The organism is Thermohalobaculum xanthum (assembly GCF_016623495.1).
In the GTDB taxonomy this organism is placed as follows: Bacteria; Pseudomonadota; Alphaproteobacteria; order Rhodobacterales; family Rhodobacteraceae; genus Thermohalobaculum; species Thermohalobaculum xanthum.
In genome coordinates this window covers 228,016-245,069 of sequence record NZ_JAEHHL010000006.1, presented here as the reverse complement: position 1 = coordinate 245,069, position 17,054 = coordinate 228,016, and the positions used below count along the sequence as shown (strand labels likewise).

The 17,054-nt window shown below is 68.8% G+C and carries 16 protein-coding genes and 1 tRNA gene; 7 read left to right on the top strand and 10 right to left on the bottom strand.

Going from position 1 to position 17,054, the window contains the following annotated elements; all coding sequences use genetic code 11:
- Positions 1-42: 42 nt before the first annotated feature.
- A complete protein-coding gene (locus H0I76_RS10900; RefSeq protein WP_200609893.1) occupies positions 43-3,480 on the bottom strand; it encodes an indolepyruvate ferredoxin oxidoreductase family protein in 3,438 nt (1,145 codons plus the stop codon).
- A gap of 202 nt (positions 3,481-3,682) precedes the next feature.
- Here H0I76_RS10900 and H0I76_RS10895 point away from each other — a divergent pair, with 202 nt between their 5' ends.
- Positions 3,683-4,645, top strand: coding sequence for an alpha/beta fold hydrolase (locus H0I76_RS10895; protein WP_200609892.1), 963 nt, complete (start codon positions 3,683-3,685; stop codon positions 4,643-4,645).
- On the opposite strand, the gene H0I76_RS10890 is transcribed toward H0I76_RS10895, so the two are convergent.
- Both H0I76_RS10890 and H0I76_RS10885 read right to left on the bottom strand, forming a co-directional pair.
- On the bottom strand, positions 4,603-5,802 hold the full coding sequence (locus H0I76_RS10890) for an acyl-CoA dehydrogenase family protein (protein ID WP_200609891.1): 1,200 nt from the start codon (positions 5,800-5,802) through the stop codon (positions 4,603-4,605). The two genes, H0I76_RS10895 and H0I76_RS10890, sit on opposite strands and share 43 nt — an antisense overlap.
- Before the next feature lie 14 nt (positions 5,803-5,816).
- Positions 5,817-6,560 (bottom strand): SDR family NAD(P)-dependent oxidoreductase, encoded by a 744-nt coding sequence (locus H0I76_RS10885; protein WP_200609890.1) that lies wholly within the window; start codon positions 6,558-6,560, stop codon positions 5,817-5,819.
- Positions 6,561-6,744: 184 nt separating this feature from the next.
- On the opposite strand from H0I76_RS10885, the gene H0I76_RS10880 reads away from it, so the two are divergent.
- Positions 6,745-7,077, top strand: a complete 333-nt coding sequence (locus H0I76_RS10880) for a winged helix-turn-helix transcriptional regulator (RefSeq protein ID WP_200609889.1) — start codon at positions 6,745-6,747, stop codon at positions 7,075-7,077.
- Positions 7,078-7,080: 3 nt separating this feature from the next.
- Here the strand turns inward: H0I76_RS10880 and H0I76_RS10875 are convergent, their stop codons facing one another.
- Positions 7,081-7,938, bottom strand: coding sequence for a hypothetical protein (locus H0I76_RS10875; protein WP_200609888.1), 858 nt, complete (start codon positions 7,936-7,938; stop codon positions 7,081-7,083).
- Between the two features lie 121 nt (positions 7,939-8,059).
- Here H0I76_RS10875 and H0I76_RS10870 point away from each other — a divergent pair, with 121 nt between their 5' ends.
- Together H0I76_RS10870 and msrP are read left to right on the top strand one after the other, a co-directional pair.
- Positions 8,060-8,977 (top strand): LysR family transcriptional regulator, encoded by a 918-nt coding sequence (locus tag H0I76_RS10870; protein WP_200609887.1) that lies wholly within the window; start codon positions 8,060-8,062, stop codon positions 8,975-8,977.
- Between the two features lie 255 nt (positions 8,978-9,232).
- A complete protein-coding gene (msrP, locus tag H0I76_RS10865; protein ID WP_200609886.1) occupies positions 9,233-10,207 on the top strand; it encodes a protein-methionine-sulfoxide reductase catalytic subunit MsrP in 975 nt (324 codons plus the stop codon).
- A gap of 49 nt (positions 10,208-10,256) precedes the next feature.
- On the opposite strand, the gene serB is transcribed toward msrP, so the two are convergent.
- Positions 10,257-11,126 (bottom strand): phosphoserine phosphatase SerB, encoded by an 870-nt coding sequence (gene serB, locus H0I76_RS10860; protein WP_325166433.1) that lies wholly within the window; start codon positions 11,124-11,126, stop codon positions 10,257-10,259.
- Between the two features lie 2 nt (positions 11,127-11,128).
- Complete coding sequence (locus H0I76_RS10855) at positions 11,129-12,505, bottom strand: class II 3-deoxy-7-phosphoheptulonate synthase (RefSeq protein WP_200609885.1); 1,377 nt, start codon at positions 12,503-12,505, stop codon at positions 11,129-11,131.
- Between the two features lie 160 nt (positions 12,506-12,665).
- On the opposite strand from H0I76_RS10855, the gene H0I76_RS10850 reads away from it, so the two are divergent.
- Together H0I76_RS10850 and H0I76_RS10845 are read left to right on the top strand one after the other, a co-directional pair.
- A complete protein-coding gene (locus H0I76_RS10850) occupies positions 12,666-13,742 on the top strand; it encodes a GlxA family transcriptional regulator (RefSeq protein WP_200609884.1) in 1,077 nt (358 codons plus the stop codon).
- Positions 13,743-13,769: 27 nt separating this feature from the next.
- Positions 13,770-14,228, top strand: coding sequence for an acyl-CoA thioesterase (locus H0I76_RS10845; RefSeq protein ID WP_200609883.1), 459 nt, complete (start codon positions 13,770-13,772; stop codon positions 14,226-14,228).
- A gap of 30 nt (positions 14,229-14,258) precedes the next feature.
- Here the strand turns inward: H0I76_RS10845 and H0I76_RS10840 are convergent.
- From H0I76_RS10840 to H0I76_RS10830, 3 genes are all read right to left on the bottom strand, one after another.
- A tRNA-Pro gene (locus tag H0I76_RS10840) sits at positions 14,259-14,335 on the bottom strand.
- 56 nt (positions 14,336-14,391) lie between these two features.
- Entirely contained in the window at positions 14,392-14,901 is a 510-nt protein-coding gene (locus tag H0I76_RS10835) for a DUF192 domain-containing protein (protein ID WP_200609882.1), read from the bottom strand.
- Positions 14,898-15,473 (bottom strand): cold-shock protein, encoded by a 576-nt coding sequence (locus H0I76_RS10830; RefSeq protein WP_325166432.1) that lies wholly within the window; start codon positions 15,471-15,473, stop codon positions 14,898-14,900. Before H0I76_RS10830 ends, H0I76_RS10835 begins: the two co-directional genes overlap by 4 nt.
- A 361-nt stretch (positions 15,474-15,834) precedes the next feature.
- Here H0I76_RS10830 and H0I76_RS10825 point away from each other — a divergent pair, with 361 nt between their 5' ends.
- Entirely contained in the window at positions 15,835-16,482 is a 648-nt protein-coding gene (locus H0I76_RS10825; RefSeq protein WP_200609881.1) for a hypothetical protein, read from the top strand.
- A 9-nt stretch (positions 16,483-16,491) separates the two neighbouring features.
- Here H0I76_RS10825 and H0I76_RS10820 read toward each other — a convergent pair whose 3' ends face one another.
- Positions 16,492-16,929, bottom strand: a complete 438-nt coding sequence (locus H0I76_RS10820; protein ID WP_200609880.1) for a DUF2147 domain-containing protein — start codon at positions 16,927-16,929, stop codon at positions 16,492-16,494.
- Positions 16,930-17,054: the final 125 nt, after the last annotated feature.

Sequence of the window (17,054 nt, the reverse complement as noted above, 5' to 3'; positions counted from 1 at the left end):
CGCCCCGAGCCGGGGCGGAGAGCCGGGGCGGAGAGCCGCGGCCTATTCGGCCGCCTGCGCCATCGGGTCGGGGCTGCCGGCGCGCAGCCGCGCGAGCAGCGCCGCCTGCTCCTCGGCCGCGCGGGCGGCGGCCGCCTGCTTCACGTGGCCAAAGCCACGGATCTTGAGCGGCAGGCAGGCGAGGGCGATGGCGGTCTCGGCCGTCGCCGGCGTCAGCCCCGCCATGACCTCGTCCATCAGCTTGGCATAGTCGCGGATCGCGCGGCGCTCGGCCCGGCGCTCGGCCGAGTAGCCGAAGGGGTCGAGCGGCGTGCCGCGCAGCACCTTGCCGCGGCGCAGCAGGCGCAGCGCCTTGAGCATCCAGGGCCCGAACTCGGACTTCACGGGGCGGCCGTCCTTGTCCTTGCGGCCCAGGATCGGCGGCGCCATGTGGAAGGTGATGCGCTTCACGCCATCGAAGGCCTCGGCCAGCTCGCCCTCGAGCGTCTCGGCGTGCAGGCGCGCGACCTCGTATTCGTCCTTGTAGGCGAGCAGCTTGAAATACCCCTCGGCCACGGCCTCGGCGAAGCCGGTGACGCCCGCCTTCTGCTCGGCGGCCTTCGCCGCGTCGACGAGGCGCAGGTAGCGCCGGCGCAGCCGGTCGCCCTGGTAGCCGACGAGGAAATCGGCGCGGCGGGCGATCTTGTCCTCGGGCGTCTCGGGGCTCTCGAGCGTTTCGGCCGTCCCGGCGACCGCGGTGCGCGCCTGGTCGGGGAAGGCCACCGCCCAGCGGCCGATCTCGAAGGCGCGCAGGTTGCCCTCGACGCCCGCGGCGTTGAGCTCGATGGCGCGCACGATGGCCTCGCGCGAGAGCGGCACCATGCCCGCCTGCCAGGCGGCGCCCATCAGCAGGACATTGGCGAAGATCGCGTCACCCAGCATGACCTCGGCCAGACGCTGGGCGTCGACCATGGTCAGCGCCTCGACGCCGACGCGCCGCTCGAGCTGGAGCCTCAGGCCGGTCGCGGGGATGCGGAACTCGGTATCGTGGGTGAACTCGCCGGTCACGATCTCGGCGGTGTTGCACAGCACGCGGGTGCGGCCGCGCTCCATCACCTGGATGGTCTTTGGCGCCGCGGTCACCACCAGGTCGCCGCCGATCACGGCGTCGGCCTCGCCCGCCGCCACGCGCACCGAGGTGATGTCCTCGGGCCTGGGCGCGATCCGGGTGTGGATCGAGACCGCACCACCCTTCTGGGCGAGGCCGGCCATCTGCATCTCGGACGCGCCCTTGCCCTCGAGATGCGCGGCCATGGTCAGGAGCGCACCCACGGTCACGACGCCAGTGCCGCCGACGCCGGTGATCAGCATGTTCCAAGGGCCGGTCAGGGCCGGGAGCACGGGCTCGGGCAGTTCGGGCAGCGCGAGATCCGAGGCGGCGCGCGCCTTGGGCTTGGCGCCCTCGACCGTCACGAAGCTGGGGCAGAAACCCTTGAGGCAGGAGAAGTCCTTGTTGCAGGCCGACTGGTCGATCTGGCGCTTGCGGCCAAGCGGCGTCTCCTTCGGCAGGATCGCGACGCAGTTCGACTGCACGCCGCAATCGCCGCAGCCCTCGCAGACCGAGGGGTTGATGAACACGCGGCGGTCGGGATCGGGGAACTTGCCGCGCTTGCGCCGGCGGCGCTTCTCGGCCGCGCAGGTCTGCACGTAGAGGATGGCGGTGACGCCCGGCACCTCGGCCAGCTCGCGCTGCACGGCCATCAGGTTCTCGCGCGGGTGGACCTGCACGCGCGGCGGCAGGTCGGGCGTGCCCTCCTTTTCGTCGACCACCGCGACCAGGCGCTTGACGCCCGCGGCCATCACCTCCTCGGCGATCTGGCGGGGCGTGAGGCCGCCCTCGTGGCGCTGGCCGCCGGTCATGGCGACGGCGTCGTTGTAGAGGATCTTGTAGGTCATGGTGACGCCGGCATCGACCGCCGCGCGGAGCGCCATCAGCCCCGAGTGGTTGTAGGTGCCGTCGCCAAGGTTCTGGAACACGTGCCGGCGGGTCGAGAACGGCGCCTCGCCAACCCAGTTCACGCCCTCGCCGCCCATATGGGTGAAGCCCGTCGTCTCGCGGTCCATCCACTGCACCATGTAGTGGCAGCCGATGCCGGCATAGGCGCGCGACCCGTCCGGGATCAGGGTCGAGGAGTTGTGCGGGCAGCCAGCGCAGAACCACGGCTTGCGCTCGACCAGTTGGGGCGCGTTGCCCTCCTCGGCCAGCCGGGCGATGCGGGCGAGGCCCTCCTCCATCGGCGCGTACTGGACGCCCTCGGCCGCCAGAACGCGGCCGATGCTGCGGGCGATGCCGGCGGGGTTGAGATCCATCTTGACCGAGAACAGCACCTCGCCCTTCTCATCCTTCCAGCCCACGACGCGCGGCCGCGAGGCGGCGTTGTAGAGCACCTCCTTGAGCTGGGTCTCGATGACGGCGCGCTTTTCCTCGACCACGACGATGAGATCGAGCCCCTGCGCCCAGTCCTTCAGGGCCGTCATCTCCAGCGGCCAGACCATGCCGACCTTGTAGGTCGTGAGCCCGAGCGCGCGGCAGGCGTCGTCGTCGAGGCCCAGCATCTCCATCGCGTGGCGCAGGTCGAGCCAGGTCTTGCCCGAGGCGACGATGCCGATGCGCGCGCCGCGCTCGCCGTGAACGCGGCGGTCGAGCCGGTTGGCGCGGGCGAAGGCCTGCGCGGCAAAGCGCTTGTAGTCGTGGAGCCGGGCCTCCTGCTCCTGCGGCGTGTCGCCGAGGCGGATGTTGAGCCCGCCCTCGGGCATCGCGAAATCGGTGGGAGTGGCGATCTGGAGCCGGTGCGGGTCGCCATCGATCACCGCGGTGGCCTCGACCGTGTCCTTCATCGACTTGATGCCGACCCAGAGGCCTGAATAGCGGCTCATCGCCCAGCCATAGAGCATGTAGTCGATCAGTTCGGGCACGCCCGCGGGGCTGAGGATCGGCATCATCACGTCCATCAGCGCAAGCTCGGTCTGATGGCAGGTGGTCGAGCTCTCGCAGGTGTGGTCGTCGCCCATTGCCACCAGGACACCGCCATGGCGCGAGCTGCCGGCGAAATTGGCATGGCGGAACACGTCGCCCGAGCGGTCGATGCCCGGGCCCTTGGCGTAGAACAGGCCGAACACGCCGTCATGCTTGCCCTCGCCGCGCAGTTCGGCCTGCTGCGAGCCCCACAGCGCGGTGGCCGCGAGGTCCTCGTTCAGCCCGGGCTGGAACTTGACCTGCGCCGGTTCGAGATATTTCGCCGTCTGGGTAAAGGTGGTGTCGACCGCGCCGAGCGGCGAGCCGCGATAGCCGGTGACGTAGCCCGCGGTGTCGAGCCCGGCCGCCTTGTCGCGTTCACGCTGCATCAGCGTCGCGCGCACGAGCGCCTGGATGCCCGAGACCAGCACGGGCGATTTCGTCAGGTCGTAGCGGTCGGTCAGGCGAACGTCGCGCAGATCCATGGGTGTCTCCCTGCGGTTTCGTGGCGCGGTCGGGTGCCTTCTGAAATTTGTGCATCCCTTTCCGTCAAAATAAAAGGTAAATGTTTATGACCTATCTTGCAAGCCCCGATGATCGCGCGCGGCACGCTATAGTGCTTGGCGAAATCGCCAGTCCATCCTACTATAAAGTAAGGGCTTCTGCGTAAGGGAGGCGCCCTTGTCGATGCGTTTGTGGACTCGTCTGACTGCGTATACGCGTGAGGCCGAAAGCCGCTATCCGCCACTCGGCGGCTTTATCCCGGTGCGTGGCGCGGCGGTGCATTATCTTTCGGACGGCCCCGACCGGGGGCTGCCATTGGTGCTGCTTCACGGGGCGAGCGGGAACCTCAGGGACTGGACGCTTTCACTGATGCCGCGCCTTGCGCGCCGGCACAGGGTGATCGCGCTCGACCGGCCCGGCATGGGCCATTCCGGCCCGGTCGCCGGCGGCACCCGCCTCGATGTCCAGGCAGACGTGCTGGCCGAAGCGCTGGAGGGCATGGGCCTGCAGCGTTACTGCCTGGTGGGGCACAGTTATTCCGGATCTCTGGCATTGACCTGGGCGCTTGCGCGACCCCAGTCGGTGGCGGGGGTCGCGCTGATCGCGGGCGCCGCGATGGACTGGGGCGGCGCGCTCGGCGCCACGTACCGCGTCGCGGGCACACCCGTCATCGGTCACGCCTTCAGCCGGATCGTTCCGCTGACCGTCGATGCCGCGAGAATCGACACGGCGCTCGCCGAGATCTTCGCGCCGCAGCCCGTGCCACTTCGCTACCGGCACGAGATCGGCGCCGAGCTGGCTTTGCGGCCGCACAGCTTCCGCACCAACTATCGCGCGGTGAACACCCTGCGCCGCCAGATCGTGGCGCTGGCCGCGCGCTACCCCGAGCTGCGCTGCCCGATCGAGATCGTGCACGGCGATGTCGACGCCATCGTGCCCGCCGATATCCACGCGATTCCGCTGGCCGAACTGCTGGATCGCGCCGACCTGACGCTGCTGCCAGGGATCGGCCACATGCCGCACCACGCAGCCCCCGAAACGGTGATGGCCGCAATCGAGCGCCTGGTCTCGCGCGCGACCGCCCGCCCGCGGCAAAGGGCGGCTCAGGCGCCCCAGCGCCAGAGCCCGGGCCCCTCGGTCATGTAGGCGCCGGCAAGCACCATCTTGTGCACCTCGTCGGCGCCGTCGACCAGGCGCGCCTGGCGGGCGTAGCGATAGATCCACTCTAGCACGGTATCGGTCGAGTAGCCGCGCGCGCCGCAAATCTGGATGCAGTCGTCGGCGGAACGGTGCAGGGTCTCGGCCATGTGGATCTTGGCCATCGAGACCGCCGTCTTGGCCCGGTCACCCTGGTCGAGCAGCCAGGCCGCCTTCATCACCAGGAGGCGCCCGATCTCGATCTGGTGGGCGAGGTTGCCCAGCTTGACCTGCACGGTCTCGCGGTTCGCGAGGCGCATGCCGAAGCCCTCGCGCTCGCGCGCATAGGTCGTGGCGATCTCCATGCAGCGCTTGGCGAGGCCAAGCCAGCGCATGCAGTGCGTGAGCCGCGCCGGGCCCAGCCGGATCTGCGTCACCTTGAAGCCGTCGCCGGGCTGCATCAGCACGTTCTCGTCCGGGATCTCGAGCCCGTCGAACACCAGCTCGCAATGGCCGCCATGCTCCTCGGGCCCCATGATCCCGATGCGCCGGTCGATGTGCCAGCCGGGCTGTTCGGCATCGAACAGAAAGGCGGTGATGCCCTTGCGCGGGTCGTCAGAGGTGCGGGCCATCAGGATGAAGCGCCCTGCCCCCTCGGCGCCGGTGATGAACCACTTGCGCCCGAAGATGCGGTAGCCGCGGTTGGTGCGCTCGGCGCGGGTGATCATCATGGTGGGGTCCGAGCCCGCGCCGGGATGCGGCTCGGTCATGGCGAAGGCCGAGCGCATCTCGCCCGCGATGACCGGCTTGAGCCACCAGTCCTGCTGCTGGGGCGTGCCGACCTGCGCCAGCAGGCGCATGTTGCCGTCATCGGGCGCGGCGGCGTTGAAGCAGGCCGGGCCGAACACCGAGCGGTTCATCTCCTCGTAGGCGGCGGCGAGCCCGATGAAAGGCAGGCCGAGCCCGCCGAGCGCTTTCGGCACGTTCGGCGCCCAGAGCCCCTCGGCCTTCACCCGATCGCGGATCTCGCGCAGTCGCGCTGGGGGAAGGTTGCCGTGATCGGCGAAATTGGCAGGGTCGGCCTCGAGCGGCAGGATGTGGTCGTTGACGAAGCGGGCGACGCGGGCGCGGTAGTCCTCGCAGTCGGTCGGAAGGGTGAAGTCCATTCGGGGTCTCCCTCTCAGAGCGGACGGACGAGGTGCCCGCCATCGACGGGCAGGGTCACGCCGGTGATGTAGCCCCCGGCATCGGACAGCAGCAGCTCGAGCGGGCCGTCGAGGTCCTGCGGCGTGCCGAAGCGACGCAGCGGGATGGTCTGCTTCATCTCCTCGCCCGCCTCGCTCTCGAGATAGTTGCGGTTGATCTCGGTCGGGATGTAGCCGGGCGCCAGCGCGTTCACGCGGATGCCATGGCGCGCCCATTCGAGCGCGAGGCAGCGCGTGAGATGCACCACCGCCGCCTTCGAGGCCGCGTAGGCGGCGACACCGGCACCGGTGCCGAAGCCAAGGATCGAGGCGGTCGAGACGATCGCCCCGCCGCCGCCCGGCACCATCGCCCGCGCCGCCTCGCGCGCCACGGTGAAGGCGCCGGTCAGGTTGGTGTCGATCACCCGGTGCCATTCGTCGTCGGGCATGTCGAGGGCGCGGCCGCCCCAGGCGATGCCGGCGTTGTTCACCAGCCCGTCGAGGCCGCCCTCGGCCTCGGTCACGTGCCCGACGGCGGCCGAGACCGAGGCGGGATCAGCGACATCCATGCTGACGGCCTGCATGCTGCCATCGGCCGACGCGCAGAGCGCCTCGAGCGCCTCGACCCGCCGCGCCGCCGCCCAGACCCGCGCGCCGCGCGCTGCAAGGAAGGTCGCCATGTGCGCGCCCAGCCCGCTCGACGCGCCGGTCACCAGGATCACCTTGCCCGCGAGGCTCATCGCATCTCCCTCCCCTGCGCCCTGCGATTTCCGGCGGGCATGTGCCATGCCGAGCGGGCGTATCTGTTCCACAACCGGCACCAGATTTGCCGCCGCGCCGACGCCATGTCTAGGACGCGAAGGCATTTCCATGATACAAAAGGATTATCCGCGCGGCAGAAGCGCGCCAGCGGGAGACGTCGCCATGGCCGATGTCGAGCAATCCGATATTTCAGCAATGGCGGATGCGGTTCGCCAGATCGGGGACAGCTGGACCCTGCTCATCATCTGGGCGGCCCTGCATGGCGTGACGCGCTTCGACACCTTCCAGCGGCGGCTGGGCGTGGCGCGCAACATCCTCTCGAACCGGCTCGCGCGGCTGGTGGACGAGGGGATCCTGGAAAAGCGGCCGGTCCATGCCGGGGCGCGGCGGCTGGAATACCGCATCACACCCAAGGGCATGGCACTGCGGCCGGTGCTCGAATGGATCGAGGACTGGGGCGCGAAGAACCGCCGGAGCCACCCCCACCGGCGCTGAGGCTCAGCGATAACGGCCGAGCACCGTGGCGGCGGTTTCGAGTGACACCGCGGCCCGGCTGACGTCCTGCGCGGCGCGGTCGCAGACCGGCTTGGACATCACATAGTTGTCGGCGCAGCGCACGGCGGTGCGCAGCAGCGCCCCCTGGCGCTGGACCTCGGCCTTGTAGTCGTCGAAACGGCCGGTCCGCTGGGCCTGGGCGATGCCGTCTCGGACCTCGTCGCAGGTCACGCCCTGCCCGCGCAGCGCAACCCCCAGCGCATCGGCGGCCCCGGGGGCGAGGCAGAGCTTCCAGATCACGTCGAGCTGGACCGCGGGAAAGAGGCGCACCAGCGTGCGGTGCCGCGGCGCGAGCGCCATGTAGCCGTGCCGCACGCCGGTCGGCGCCCAGAACTCGTAGGAGACAAGGAAGCTCAGCGCCGCGAGCCGCCCCCCGGAGCCATCCGGCGCCGGGACATAGCCCTCGGGCAGCTTGGGAACCTCGAGCCCCTCGCGCACGAAGTTGATGATGCGCGAGGCCCCGATGTCCAGCGTGCCATCGGCGGCGAAGGGGACGAGCGCGACCTCGGCGCCGAAGGGCAGCGGCGTCATGCGCATCAGGACCGTGCGGCCGTCCATGTCGAGCACCGCCTCGGCGGTCTCGCCGACGCGGTCCGCGAGGAACTTCTGCCGGCGCCCGCCCGCGTCGTAGAAAGTGCCGCGAAAGCCACCAGAATCGGGATAGATGTCGATCGCGGCGCCCGCGGCGTCGGCCATGCCGTCATAGCGCCCGTCGAGGGTGTCCTGCGCCTGCGCAACCGTGTGCCCGAGCAGGACTCCGAGGCAGGCGACAACCGCCAGCACCACGCGCCTTGCGCTCATTCCCATCCCGACCCCATTTTGCTGCCCAAATGTCGCTTTGTCGGTATACTCCGATCCGCCGCGGGAGCAAACGAACGCTGAGAAACGAGCACGGCCGGCAAAGGCCGCGACGGGGAGAGTCATGGACTGGGACAAGCTGCGCGTCTTTCATGCCGTCGCGGATGCGGGAAGCCTGACGCATGCGGGCGAGCAGCTGCATCTGAGCCAGTCGGCGATCAGCCGCCAGATTCGCGGCCTCGAGGACCAGTTGCAGGTGACGCTGTTCCACCGCCACGCGCGCGGCCTGCTTCTGACCGAGCAGGGCGAGATCCTCTACGAGGCCACCAGCGCCATCGCCAAGCGGCTGATGGTGGCCGGGGCGCGCCTGCGCGACTCGAAGGATGAGGTGCATGGCGACCTGCGGGTCACGACGACGGCGGGCTTCGGCACCTTGTGGCTGGCGCCCCGGATGGCCCGCCTTTTCGACGCCCACCCCAACCTGAGCGTCGACCTGATCCTGACCGAGGCGCTTCTGGACCTGCCGATGCGCGAGGCGGACGTGGCGATCCGCCTGTCCTCGCCCAGCCAGGCCGATCTGATCCGCCGGCCGCTGATGGAGGTGACGATGCGCCTCTATGCCAGCCAAGACTATCTCGCGCGCGAGGGCACGCCCACGGATTCGCGTGAACTGGAGCAGCACAGGCTGATCACCTACAGCCCCGACGCGCCGCAGCCGCACGAGGCCGCAGAGTGGCTCAAGAGCCACACTTCGCCCGCGCGAAACTCGCATCTGCGGATCAACAGCTATTTTGGCGTGCTCAAGGCCGCGGTGAATGGATTAGGCGTGGCGGCGTTGCCCGATTACATCACCCGCGATTATCCGGATCTCGTGAACGTCCTGCCGGACGAGATCAGCCCGCCGATTCACGTTTATTTCGTTTATCCGGAAGAGCTTAGGCGATCGCAGCGGATCTTGGCCTTCCGCGACTTCATCCTGCGCGAGGTCGAGGAATTCAATCGCGGGCGCGACGATACCCCTAGGGTTGCGCGCAAGGCATAGCTGACTTGCGTGGCTGCGACCAATGAGCAACTTGCAGGCAGCCCTGCAACAGCTTATCTCGGCTGTCGAGGCGCTACCGCTGGTATCGCCTCAGGTTGTGATACCTCCCTGTTGAACTCGGCCGGGCCCAAGTGGCCCGGTTTTTTTATGCGCCGCGGACACAAGCACGTGTTCACGGCTTTCTGGTGTTGCGGCGTGCCCTAGTTTTTCGTGCAGAGTGGTCATGCTTAACGAACTCTGCCGCGAGGACTGGACATGAGGATCATCCGCAAACCGCGCTGGGCCCTGCCCGAGAGCGCCGCGACGCCCGAGCCCGTGTTCTGGAACCGGCGCGCGATCCTGGCCGCGGGCGGTGGCCTGCTGGCGGCGGGCGCGCTGTCGGGCGTGACGGGACCTGCGGATGCGGCCGCGCCGGAGGAACCCTTCGCACCGATGCCCGAGCGCAGTCCGCGCTTTTCCGATGCCGGGCGGGCGATCACGGACGAGATGATCAACTCGACCTACAACAATTTCTACGAGTTCGGCTCGCACAAGCAGATCGCGCGTGCGGCGCAGGCTCTCGAGACCGACGGCTGGACGATTGCTATCGACGGGCTGGTCGAGACGCCGATCACCATCGGCGCGGATGACCTGATCGCGAAGATGCCGCTCGAGGAGCGGGTCTACCGCCACCGATGCGTCGAGGCCTGGTCGATGGTCGTGCCCTGGATCGGCTTCCCGCTCGCGCGGCTGGTCGAGATGGCCAAGCCGCTGTCGGGCGCAAAATATGTGCGGTTCGAGACCTTCAAGGATCCCGACGTCGCGCGCGGCCAGCGCCAGCACTGGTATCCCTGGCCCTATGTCGAGGGGCTGACGATGGCCGAGGCCACGAACGAGCTGGCGATGATGGTCGTCGGTGCCTATGGCAAGGTGCTGCACAAGCAGTTCGGCGCGCCGATCCGGCTGCATCTGCCCTGGAAGTACGGCTTCAAGTCGATCAAGTCCGTGGTGCGCGTGAGCTTTGTCGAGGAGCGCCCGGTCAGCTTCTGGGAGGAGCTGCAGGCCAGCGAGTACGGCTTCTGGGCGAACGTGAACCCGGCCGTCCCGCATCCGCGCTGGAGCCAGGCGGACGAACGCGTGCTGGGCACCGAGAAGACCATCCCGACGATGAAGTTCAACGGCTATGGCCCCGAGGTCGCCGAGCTCTATGCGGGGCTCGAGGCGGAATACGGCGAGCGGCTCTGGCGCTGAGGCGGGCGACGGCGCCGTCATCCGAAGACGCGGCCCGCGGCAATCGCGATCAAAAGCCGGCGATCTCATCCTCGGCATAGCCCTGGAGGGCAAGAAGCGCGTCCAGCCCGGAATGGCGGATGACGGCGTCGGCGCGCTCGGCCAGCGCGGGCTTGGGGTGATAGGCGACGCCAAGCCCCGCCGCTTCGACCATCGCAAGGTCGTTCGCCCCGTCGCCGACGGCGAGCACCGCCTCGGGCCCGACGCCCATCGCCGCGGCGGCCTCGCGCAGGGCGGCAAGCTTGGCCTCGCGGCCCAGGATCGGCTCGGCGACGTGACCCGTCAGGCGGCCGTCCCGGGCAAGCAGCACGTTCGCGCGGGCCTCGGCAAAGCCCGCTTCCGCGGCAACGCGCGTCGCGAAATAGGTAAAGCCGCCCGAGACCAGCAGCGTATGCGCCCCGGCCGCCCGCATCGTGCGCACCAGCGCGGCGGCGCCCGGGTTGAGGCTGACCCGCTCGGCATGGACGCGCGCGAGCACCGCCTCCTCGAGGCCCTCGAGCAGCTTCACGCGTGCGCGCAGCGCGCCCTCGAAATCGAGCTCGCCCTGCATCGCGCGTTCGGTGATCGCGGCGACCTGCGGCTTCACGCCGGCGAAATCGGCAATCTCGTCGATGCATTCGACCGGGATCATGGTCGAATCCATGTCGGCGATCAGGATGCGCTTGCGCCGGCCCTCCGCGGGCACGACGTTGACGTCCACCGCCGGCAACGCCGCCGCGATCCGCGCCGTATCGGGGCTGCGCTCCGTCGCGATTTCGGCCGAGGCCGGGCCGAGACGGCGGGGCGTGTCGCCATCGACATGCCGCCCCGCCGCCGCGATCTCGGTGTCCGTCAGGCCCCGCTCGCGCGGCGCGGTGAGGACGACGACCCGTGCGCTCACGCTCAGACCGTGACCGCCGCGCGCCGTGCCGCCATGATCTCCTCGAGCTCCGCGCTGAGCAGGAAGGCAAGCTCGAGCGACTGGCTCGCGTTGAGCCGCGGATCGCAGGCAGTGTGATAGCGGCTGGCAAGGTCCTCGCTGGTGAGGTCCTGCATCCCGCCCATGCACTCGGTCACGTCCTGTCCGGTCATCTCGAAATGCACGCCGCCGGCATAGGTCCCCTCGGCGCCGTGGGCGTCGAAGAACTCGCGCACCTCCTGCAGCACCTTGTCGAAAGGGCGGGTCTTGTAGCCCGAGGCCGACTTGATGGTGTTGCCGTGCATCGGATCGCAGGACCAGACCACCTTGCGGCCTTCACGCTCGATCGCGCGGATCCAGCCAGGCAGGTGATCGGCCACCTTGCCCGCGCCGGTCCGGCAGATCAGCGTGAGGCGTCCCGCCTCGTTCTTGGGGTTCAGGATGTCGACGAGGCGCAGAAGCTCGTCCGGATCCAGCGTCGGGCCGCATTTCAGCCCGATCGGGTTGATCACGCCGCGGCAGAACTCGACATGCGCGCCGTCGGGCTGGCGGGTGCGGTCGCCGATCCAGAGCATGTGGCCCGAGCAGGCCACGGGCTCGCCGGTGGTCGAGTCGACGCGGGCCAGCGCTTCCTCGTAGGGCAGGAGCAGCGCCTCGTGCGAGGTGTAGTACTCGACGGTCCTGAGCGTCTCCATCGTGTCCGAGGTCACGCCGCAGGCGCCCATGAAGTCGATCGCGGCCGAGATCCGGTCGGCGATGTGCTGGTACTTCTCGACCTGCGGGCTGCCCTTGGCGAATTCGAGATTCCAGCTCTGCACCCGGTGCAGGTCGGCATAGCCGCCGGTCGCGAAGGCGCGCAGCAGGTTCAGCGTCGCCGCCGAATGCATGTAGGCGGTGACCATCCGCTCGGGATCCGGGATGCGGGCCTCGGGTGTGAAGTCGAACCCGTTGACGATGTCACCGCGGTAGGACGGTAACTCGACCCCGCCCACGGTCTCGGTCGGCGCCGAGCGCGGCTTGGCGAACTGGCCGGCCATGCGGCCCACCTTCACGACGGGCACGCGCGCGGCATAGGTCAGCACCACCGCCATCTGCAGCATCACGCGGAAGGTGTCGCGAATGTTGTCGGCCTTGAAGTCGGCGAAGCTCTCGGCGCAGTCGCCGCCCTGGAGCAGGAAAGCCTTGCCTTCCGCAACCTCGGCCAGATGCGATTTCAGACGCCGCGCCTCGCCCCCGAACACGAGCGGCGGATAGCTGGCCAGGCGACCGGTAACGCGCGCCACCGCCGCCTCGTCCTCGTAGACGGGCATCTGCAGGGCGACATGGTTGCGCCAGCTTTCGCGACTCCAGTTCTGGGTCATGGTCGGCTCTCCTGATCGTGGATGCGCACGCTCTAGCAGACCCGCGCGGCAGAGGCCAGAGGCGCCTGAGCCGCCCTTGACGCAGGCACGAATGCGGCGTCAATGTCGCATTTGTGCAATGATTCGCGCAGACCTGAACGATGAGGTCGTAGAGAGCGCCATGGGCTCAGTCGCCGCACCGCAAACGCCGAAACCCGAGGCGACCAAGCCGCGGGAGTTCGTCTTCCTTCTGTGCCCGATGTTCTCGATGATCGCCTTCGCGTCGGCCATCGAGCCGCTGCGCGTCGCGAACCGCATGGCGCGCAAGCCACTCTACGCCTGGCGGCTGGTTTCCGAGACGGGCGACCCGGTGGAATGCTCGAACGGCACGACGGTGATGGTCGACGGCCCGATCGAGGACGTGAACCGCGACAGTTCGCTGGTCGTCTGCACGGGCTTCGGCCTGGACCGCGCGGCGTCGAAACCGGTGCTGACCTGGCTGCGCAAGCAGGCGCGCCGCGGCGCGCGCGTCGGCGCGCTGTGCACCGGGGCGCATGTCCTGGCGAAGGCCGGCCTGCTGGACGGCAAGCGCTGCACCATCCACTGGGAGAACCACGCCGCCTTTGGCGAGGACTTCCCCGAGGCGAAGCTCTCGAAGCTGCTCTACGTTGTCGATGACGGGGTGTTCACCTGCGCGGGCGGCACCTCGTCGGCCGACATGATGCTGCACCTGATCGCCGACGAGCATGGCGCCGACCTGGGCTCGCTGGTCGCGGACTGCCTGATCCACACGCCGATGCGCTCGGACAATGACGAGCAGCGCCTGAGCGTGCCCGCCCGTATCGGCGTGCGCCACCCGAAGCTGGTGCAGGTGATCCAGATGATGGAGCGCTCGACCGAGGATCCGGTGAGCCCGTCGGACCTGGCGGAGGCGGTGAACATGTCGACGCGCCAGCTCGAGCGGCTGTTCCGGCGGTATCTCAACCGCTCGCCCAAGCGCTATTACATGGAGTTGAGGCTCGACAAGGCGCGCAGCCTGCTGCTGCAGACCGACATGAGCGTGATCAACGTGGCGCTGGCCTGCGGCTTCACCTCGCCCTCGCATTTCTCGAAATGCTATCGCGCGCATTTCGACCGCACACCCTATCGCGAGCGCGGCGCCCCGGCGAACACGGGTTCCTCGAAGATGCGCGGCCCCGATCCCGGAACCGGGACGGTCAAGGTGGGCGGCGGCCCGCGCGCGGCCGCGGGGCGCTGAGATCCGAATGGAAAGGTGCGTTCCGGCATGACGGCGGACCGTCCCGTCGCGCCGCGGCGTGACGCCTTCGCGGCGTTCCGCCCGATCACCACGCGCTGGTCGGACAACGATATCTACGGCCACGTGAACAACGTGCGCTACTACTCGTTCTTCGACACGGCAGTGAACGGCCACCTGATCGAAGCCGGCGCCCTGGACATCCACGACGGCCCGGTGATCGGCCTGGTGGTCGAGACCCGGTGCAGCTATTTCGCCCCGCTCGCCTTCCCTCAGACGGTCGAGGCCGGCCTGAGGGTCGACCGGCTGGGGCGCAGTTCGGTCAGCTATGCGCTCGGGATCTTTCGCGAGGGCGCCGATGACGCCGCCGCCGCGGGTGCCTTTACCCATGTCTATGTCGACCGCGAGACCCGGCGCCCGGTGGCGCTGCCCGCGCGCCTGCGCGCGGTGCTCGAGGGTCTGCTCCTGCCCGGCACGGATCGCGGCTGAGGACGCAAGATCGACTGCAGCTGTGGTGCATGGTCGGGGCGGCCAGATTCGAACTGGCGGCCTTCGGTACCCAAAACCGACGCGCTACCAGGCTGCGCTACGCCCCGACAGAGATGGCGGATACAGGAGCCGCGCCCTTGCGGCAAGCCGCGATCGCGCGCCGTCAGGGACAGCGGTGCTCGGCTGGCGCGGCGGTGAATGCCGGGTGGATAACTTGCGTCCCGGGGCCGAAGCCGCGGCGCGCGGCCTCGCCGGCATGGACCTCGAGAACCGCAAGCGCCTCGCCGTCAGACGGGAGAACGGCTTCTGAGAACGGCGTCGTCTTCTCGGCGACGTTCAGGACGCGGCCCGTCGCGTCGATGAAAATAATGTCGAGCGACAGGACCGTGTTCTTCATCCAGAACGCCGCCGACCGCGGCGACGGGAAGATGAAGAGCATTCCCGCATCTTCGTCCATCTGCGTTCGGAACATCAGCCCGCGGGCCTGCTCGTCGGGATCGTCGGCGATCTCGACGCGGTAGCTGACCGGCTCGGGCGACGCGATCAGGGTAACGCGGTCAGGCGCGCAGGCCGGGTCCGCGGCCGCGACGGGCACGGCGAGGCACAATGCGATCAGGCCCGCCAGCGCGGCGGGCCTGACAAGACCGTCTGGTGCGATGTGGCGACGCCTCATCCAGGGTGCGCCGCGGCTCCGCCCTCGGGTTGCGCGCCGGCGTCCCACAGGCGGACCTCGGCGACCATCAGCCCGCGGGGCCCGCGGAAGGTCCGCACCGCCATGCCCTCGCCACTGGAGAGATCGGCAAAGCCACTGCGGCGCACGATCTCCATGTGGACGAAGACGTCCTCGGCGATGCCGAACACGTTCACGAAACCGAAGCCCTTTTGCTTGTCGAACCACTTGACCCGCGCGGGCTGGAGGGGTCCAACATCCGCCTCGGGACCGAGGAAATCCGTGGGACGCGGCGATTCTGCCGAGCCCGGATAGGCGCCCTCGACCTGCGGGTCGGGATCGGCGACGTTGAGGATCTCCTGCGCGTGAAGACCACGGGCGCCCTCGGCCGTTATCACCTCGACCCGTGCCCCCTCGGGGAGCGCGGTTCGACCGAAGCTGCGCACGCAGGAGGCATGAACCATGATGTCGCCGTCGCCGCTGTCTGGCACGACGAAACCGTACCCTTTCACGGCGTCATACCACTTTACGCGGCCGGCAACCACGGAACCCGACGCCTTGCTCTCGTCGCTCACCCTCAAGCCTCCATCGCGGAACGGGTGCTCCGCCATATTCTCATCATCTCTGCGCCCGCGAAAAGCCCCATTTGACCCGGCTTCAATATCACGCTCCAAAGGAGCGATTCGGGAGTCCTTCGCAACTATGGGCGATAAACCCTTCGGTTTAAAGATGCGAATCACCTTCCGCCCTGCAGCGGCTCTTGCTTGCGTGTTGAGCATTGCAGCCTGCGGCGCCACGGAAAGCCGCACGGGCTCGTCCAGCTTGCGAGATACCCGGTCATTCATCGTTCTCGATCAACCCCCGATCATCGAAGCCAGAAATGACGCCGATCTGGCGCTCGTCCGGCTTCAGTCCACCAGGCTCGATCCCGCCGCGTTGTCCGCCCGAACGGACGCCCGTTTCGTCGGAGTCGAAGCACTTCCCTATCTGACAAACAGCGAAGAGGGGCAGAAGTTCCTTGGACTTGGCGCACCGCGTGCAATTTCACGCGGGTCTCCGCCCGAGATCTGCCCGGCCGTCGGCGTCGCCGGCGGCGCCGAGACTGGCAGCCCCGCCGATGCTGCGGAGGCGTCGGTCAGGGCCTGCCTCGCGGCGCTGAGCGACACTGCAGACCTGTGCGGCTGCCGCCTGCTTGCGCTCGACCGCATCCTGACAGTGCCGCGGAGCGAGATGGCTTACGCTGTGGGGACGACGGCGCGGCTCCAGTCGAGCGCGCTGGGGCTCGACCTCGTGATCGTCGCCGAGGATGTGGGCGATCGCATCACCTTGCTGCGCGACCTGCGCGGCCCGGTGGGCATGCTGCGCCACCTGCCCGATGGCGCGGTGGAATTGACGCTCAAGGGCCAGACCGACCATGTCTTTGCCGGCCGGGGCGACAGCATCGGGTTCCGGAGGGGAAGAGTGGCCGAGCGGATCGAGGTCGAGGACGAGACCGGTCGCGCGGTCACGCTGCTGATCGGGTTCTCACCCGACGAGATCGCCAACGGCGCGGGGGCATCGGTCTCCGGCCAGCCGAAAGGGTAACAGCGCGGCTCAGCAGCCGCCGCGGTCACCGTCCGTGCGCGTCCAGATCTGGCTCTTGCCGAATGCCGGCACGCCGACATAGCCGCGAACCTCGAGACGGTCTGCGTCGATCAGCGTCAGCCGGCCCGAATAGGTCTTGCCGTCGCGGGGATTGTAGATGTCGCCATCGGCCCAGCGGCCGATGTCGCGCTGACGGAAGCCGTCGACGAGGTGAATGCCGCAAAGGGGCGCGCCCTTGGCGTCACGCTTGGGGGTGCCGCTCGCGTCGACCGGATCGCTCAGCCAGACCATGCGGCCGCAGAGCGTCGAGCCGCACTGGCTCATCTCGATGATCGCGCGCTCGTTCTCGGACAACCAGTATCCGAAGACCGCGTCCGTCGCCGCGGGCCCCTGCCCCGGCGCCACCGCCGCAATCATGAATGCAATCGCTGCCGCAAGCCTGCCCATGCCTGCCCCGTCCCACTTCCGAATTATGCTGAATACTCAGGCCACTCGCCGCCGGTCTTCATCCGGCTTAACGCAACCTTGACAACATATACGATGAATGCCCCGAAATGCAACACGTCAATGGT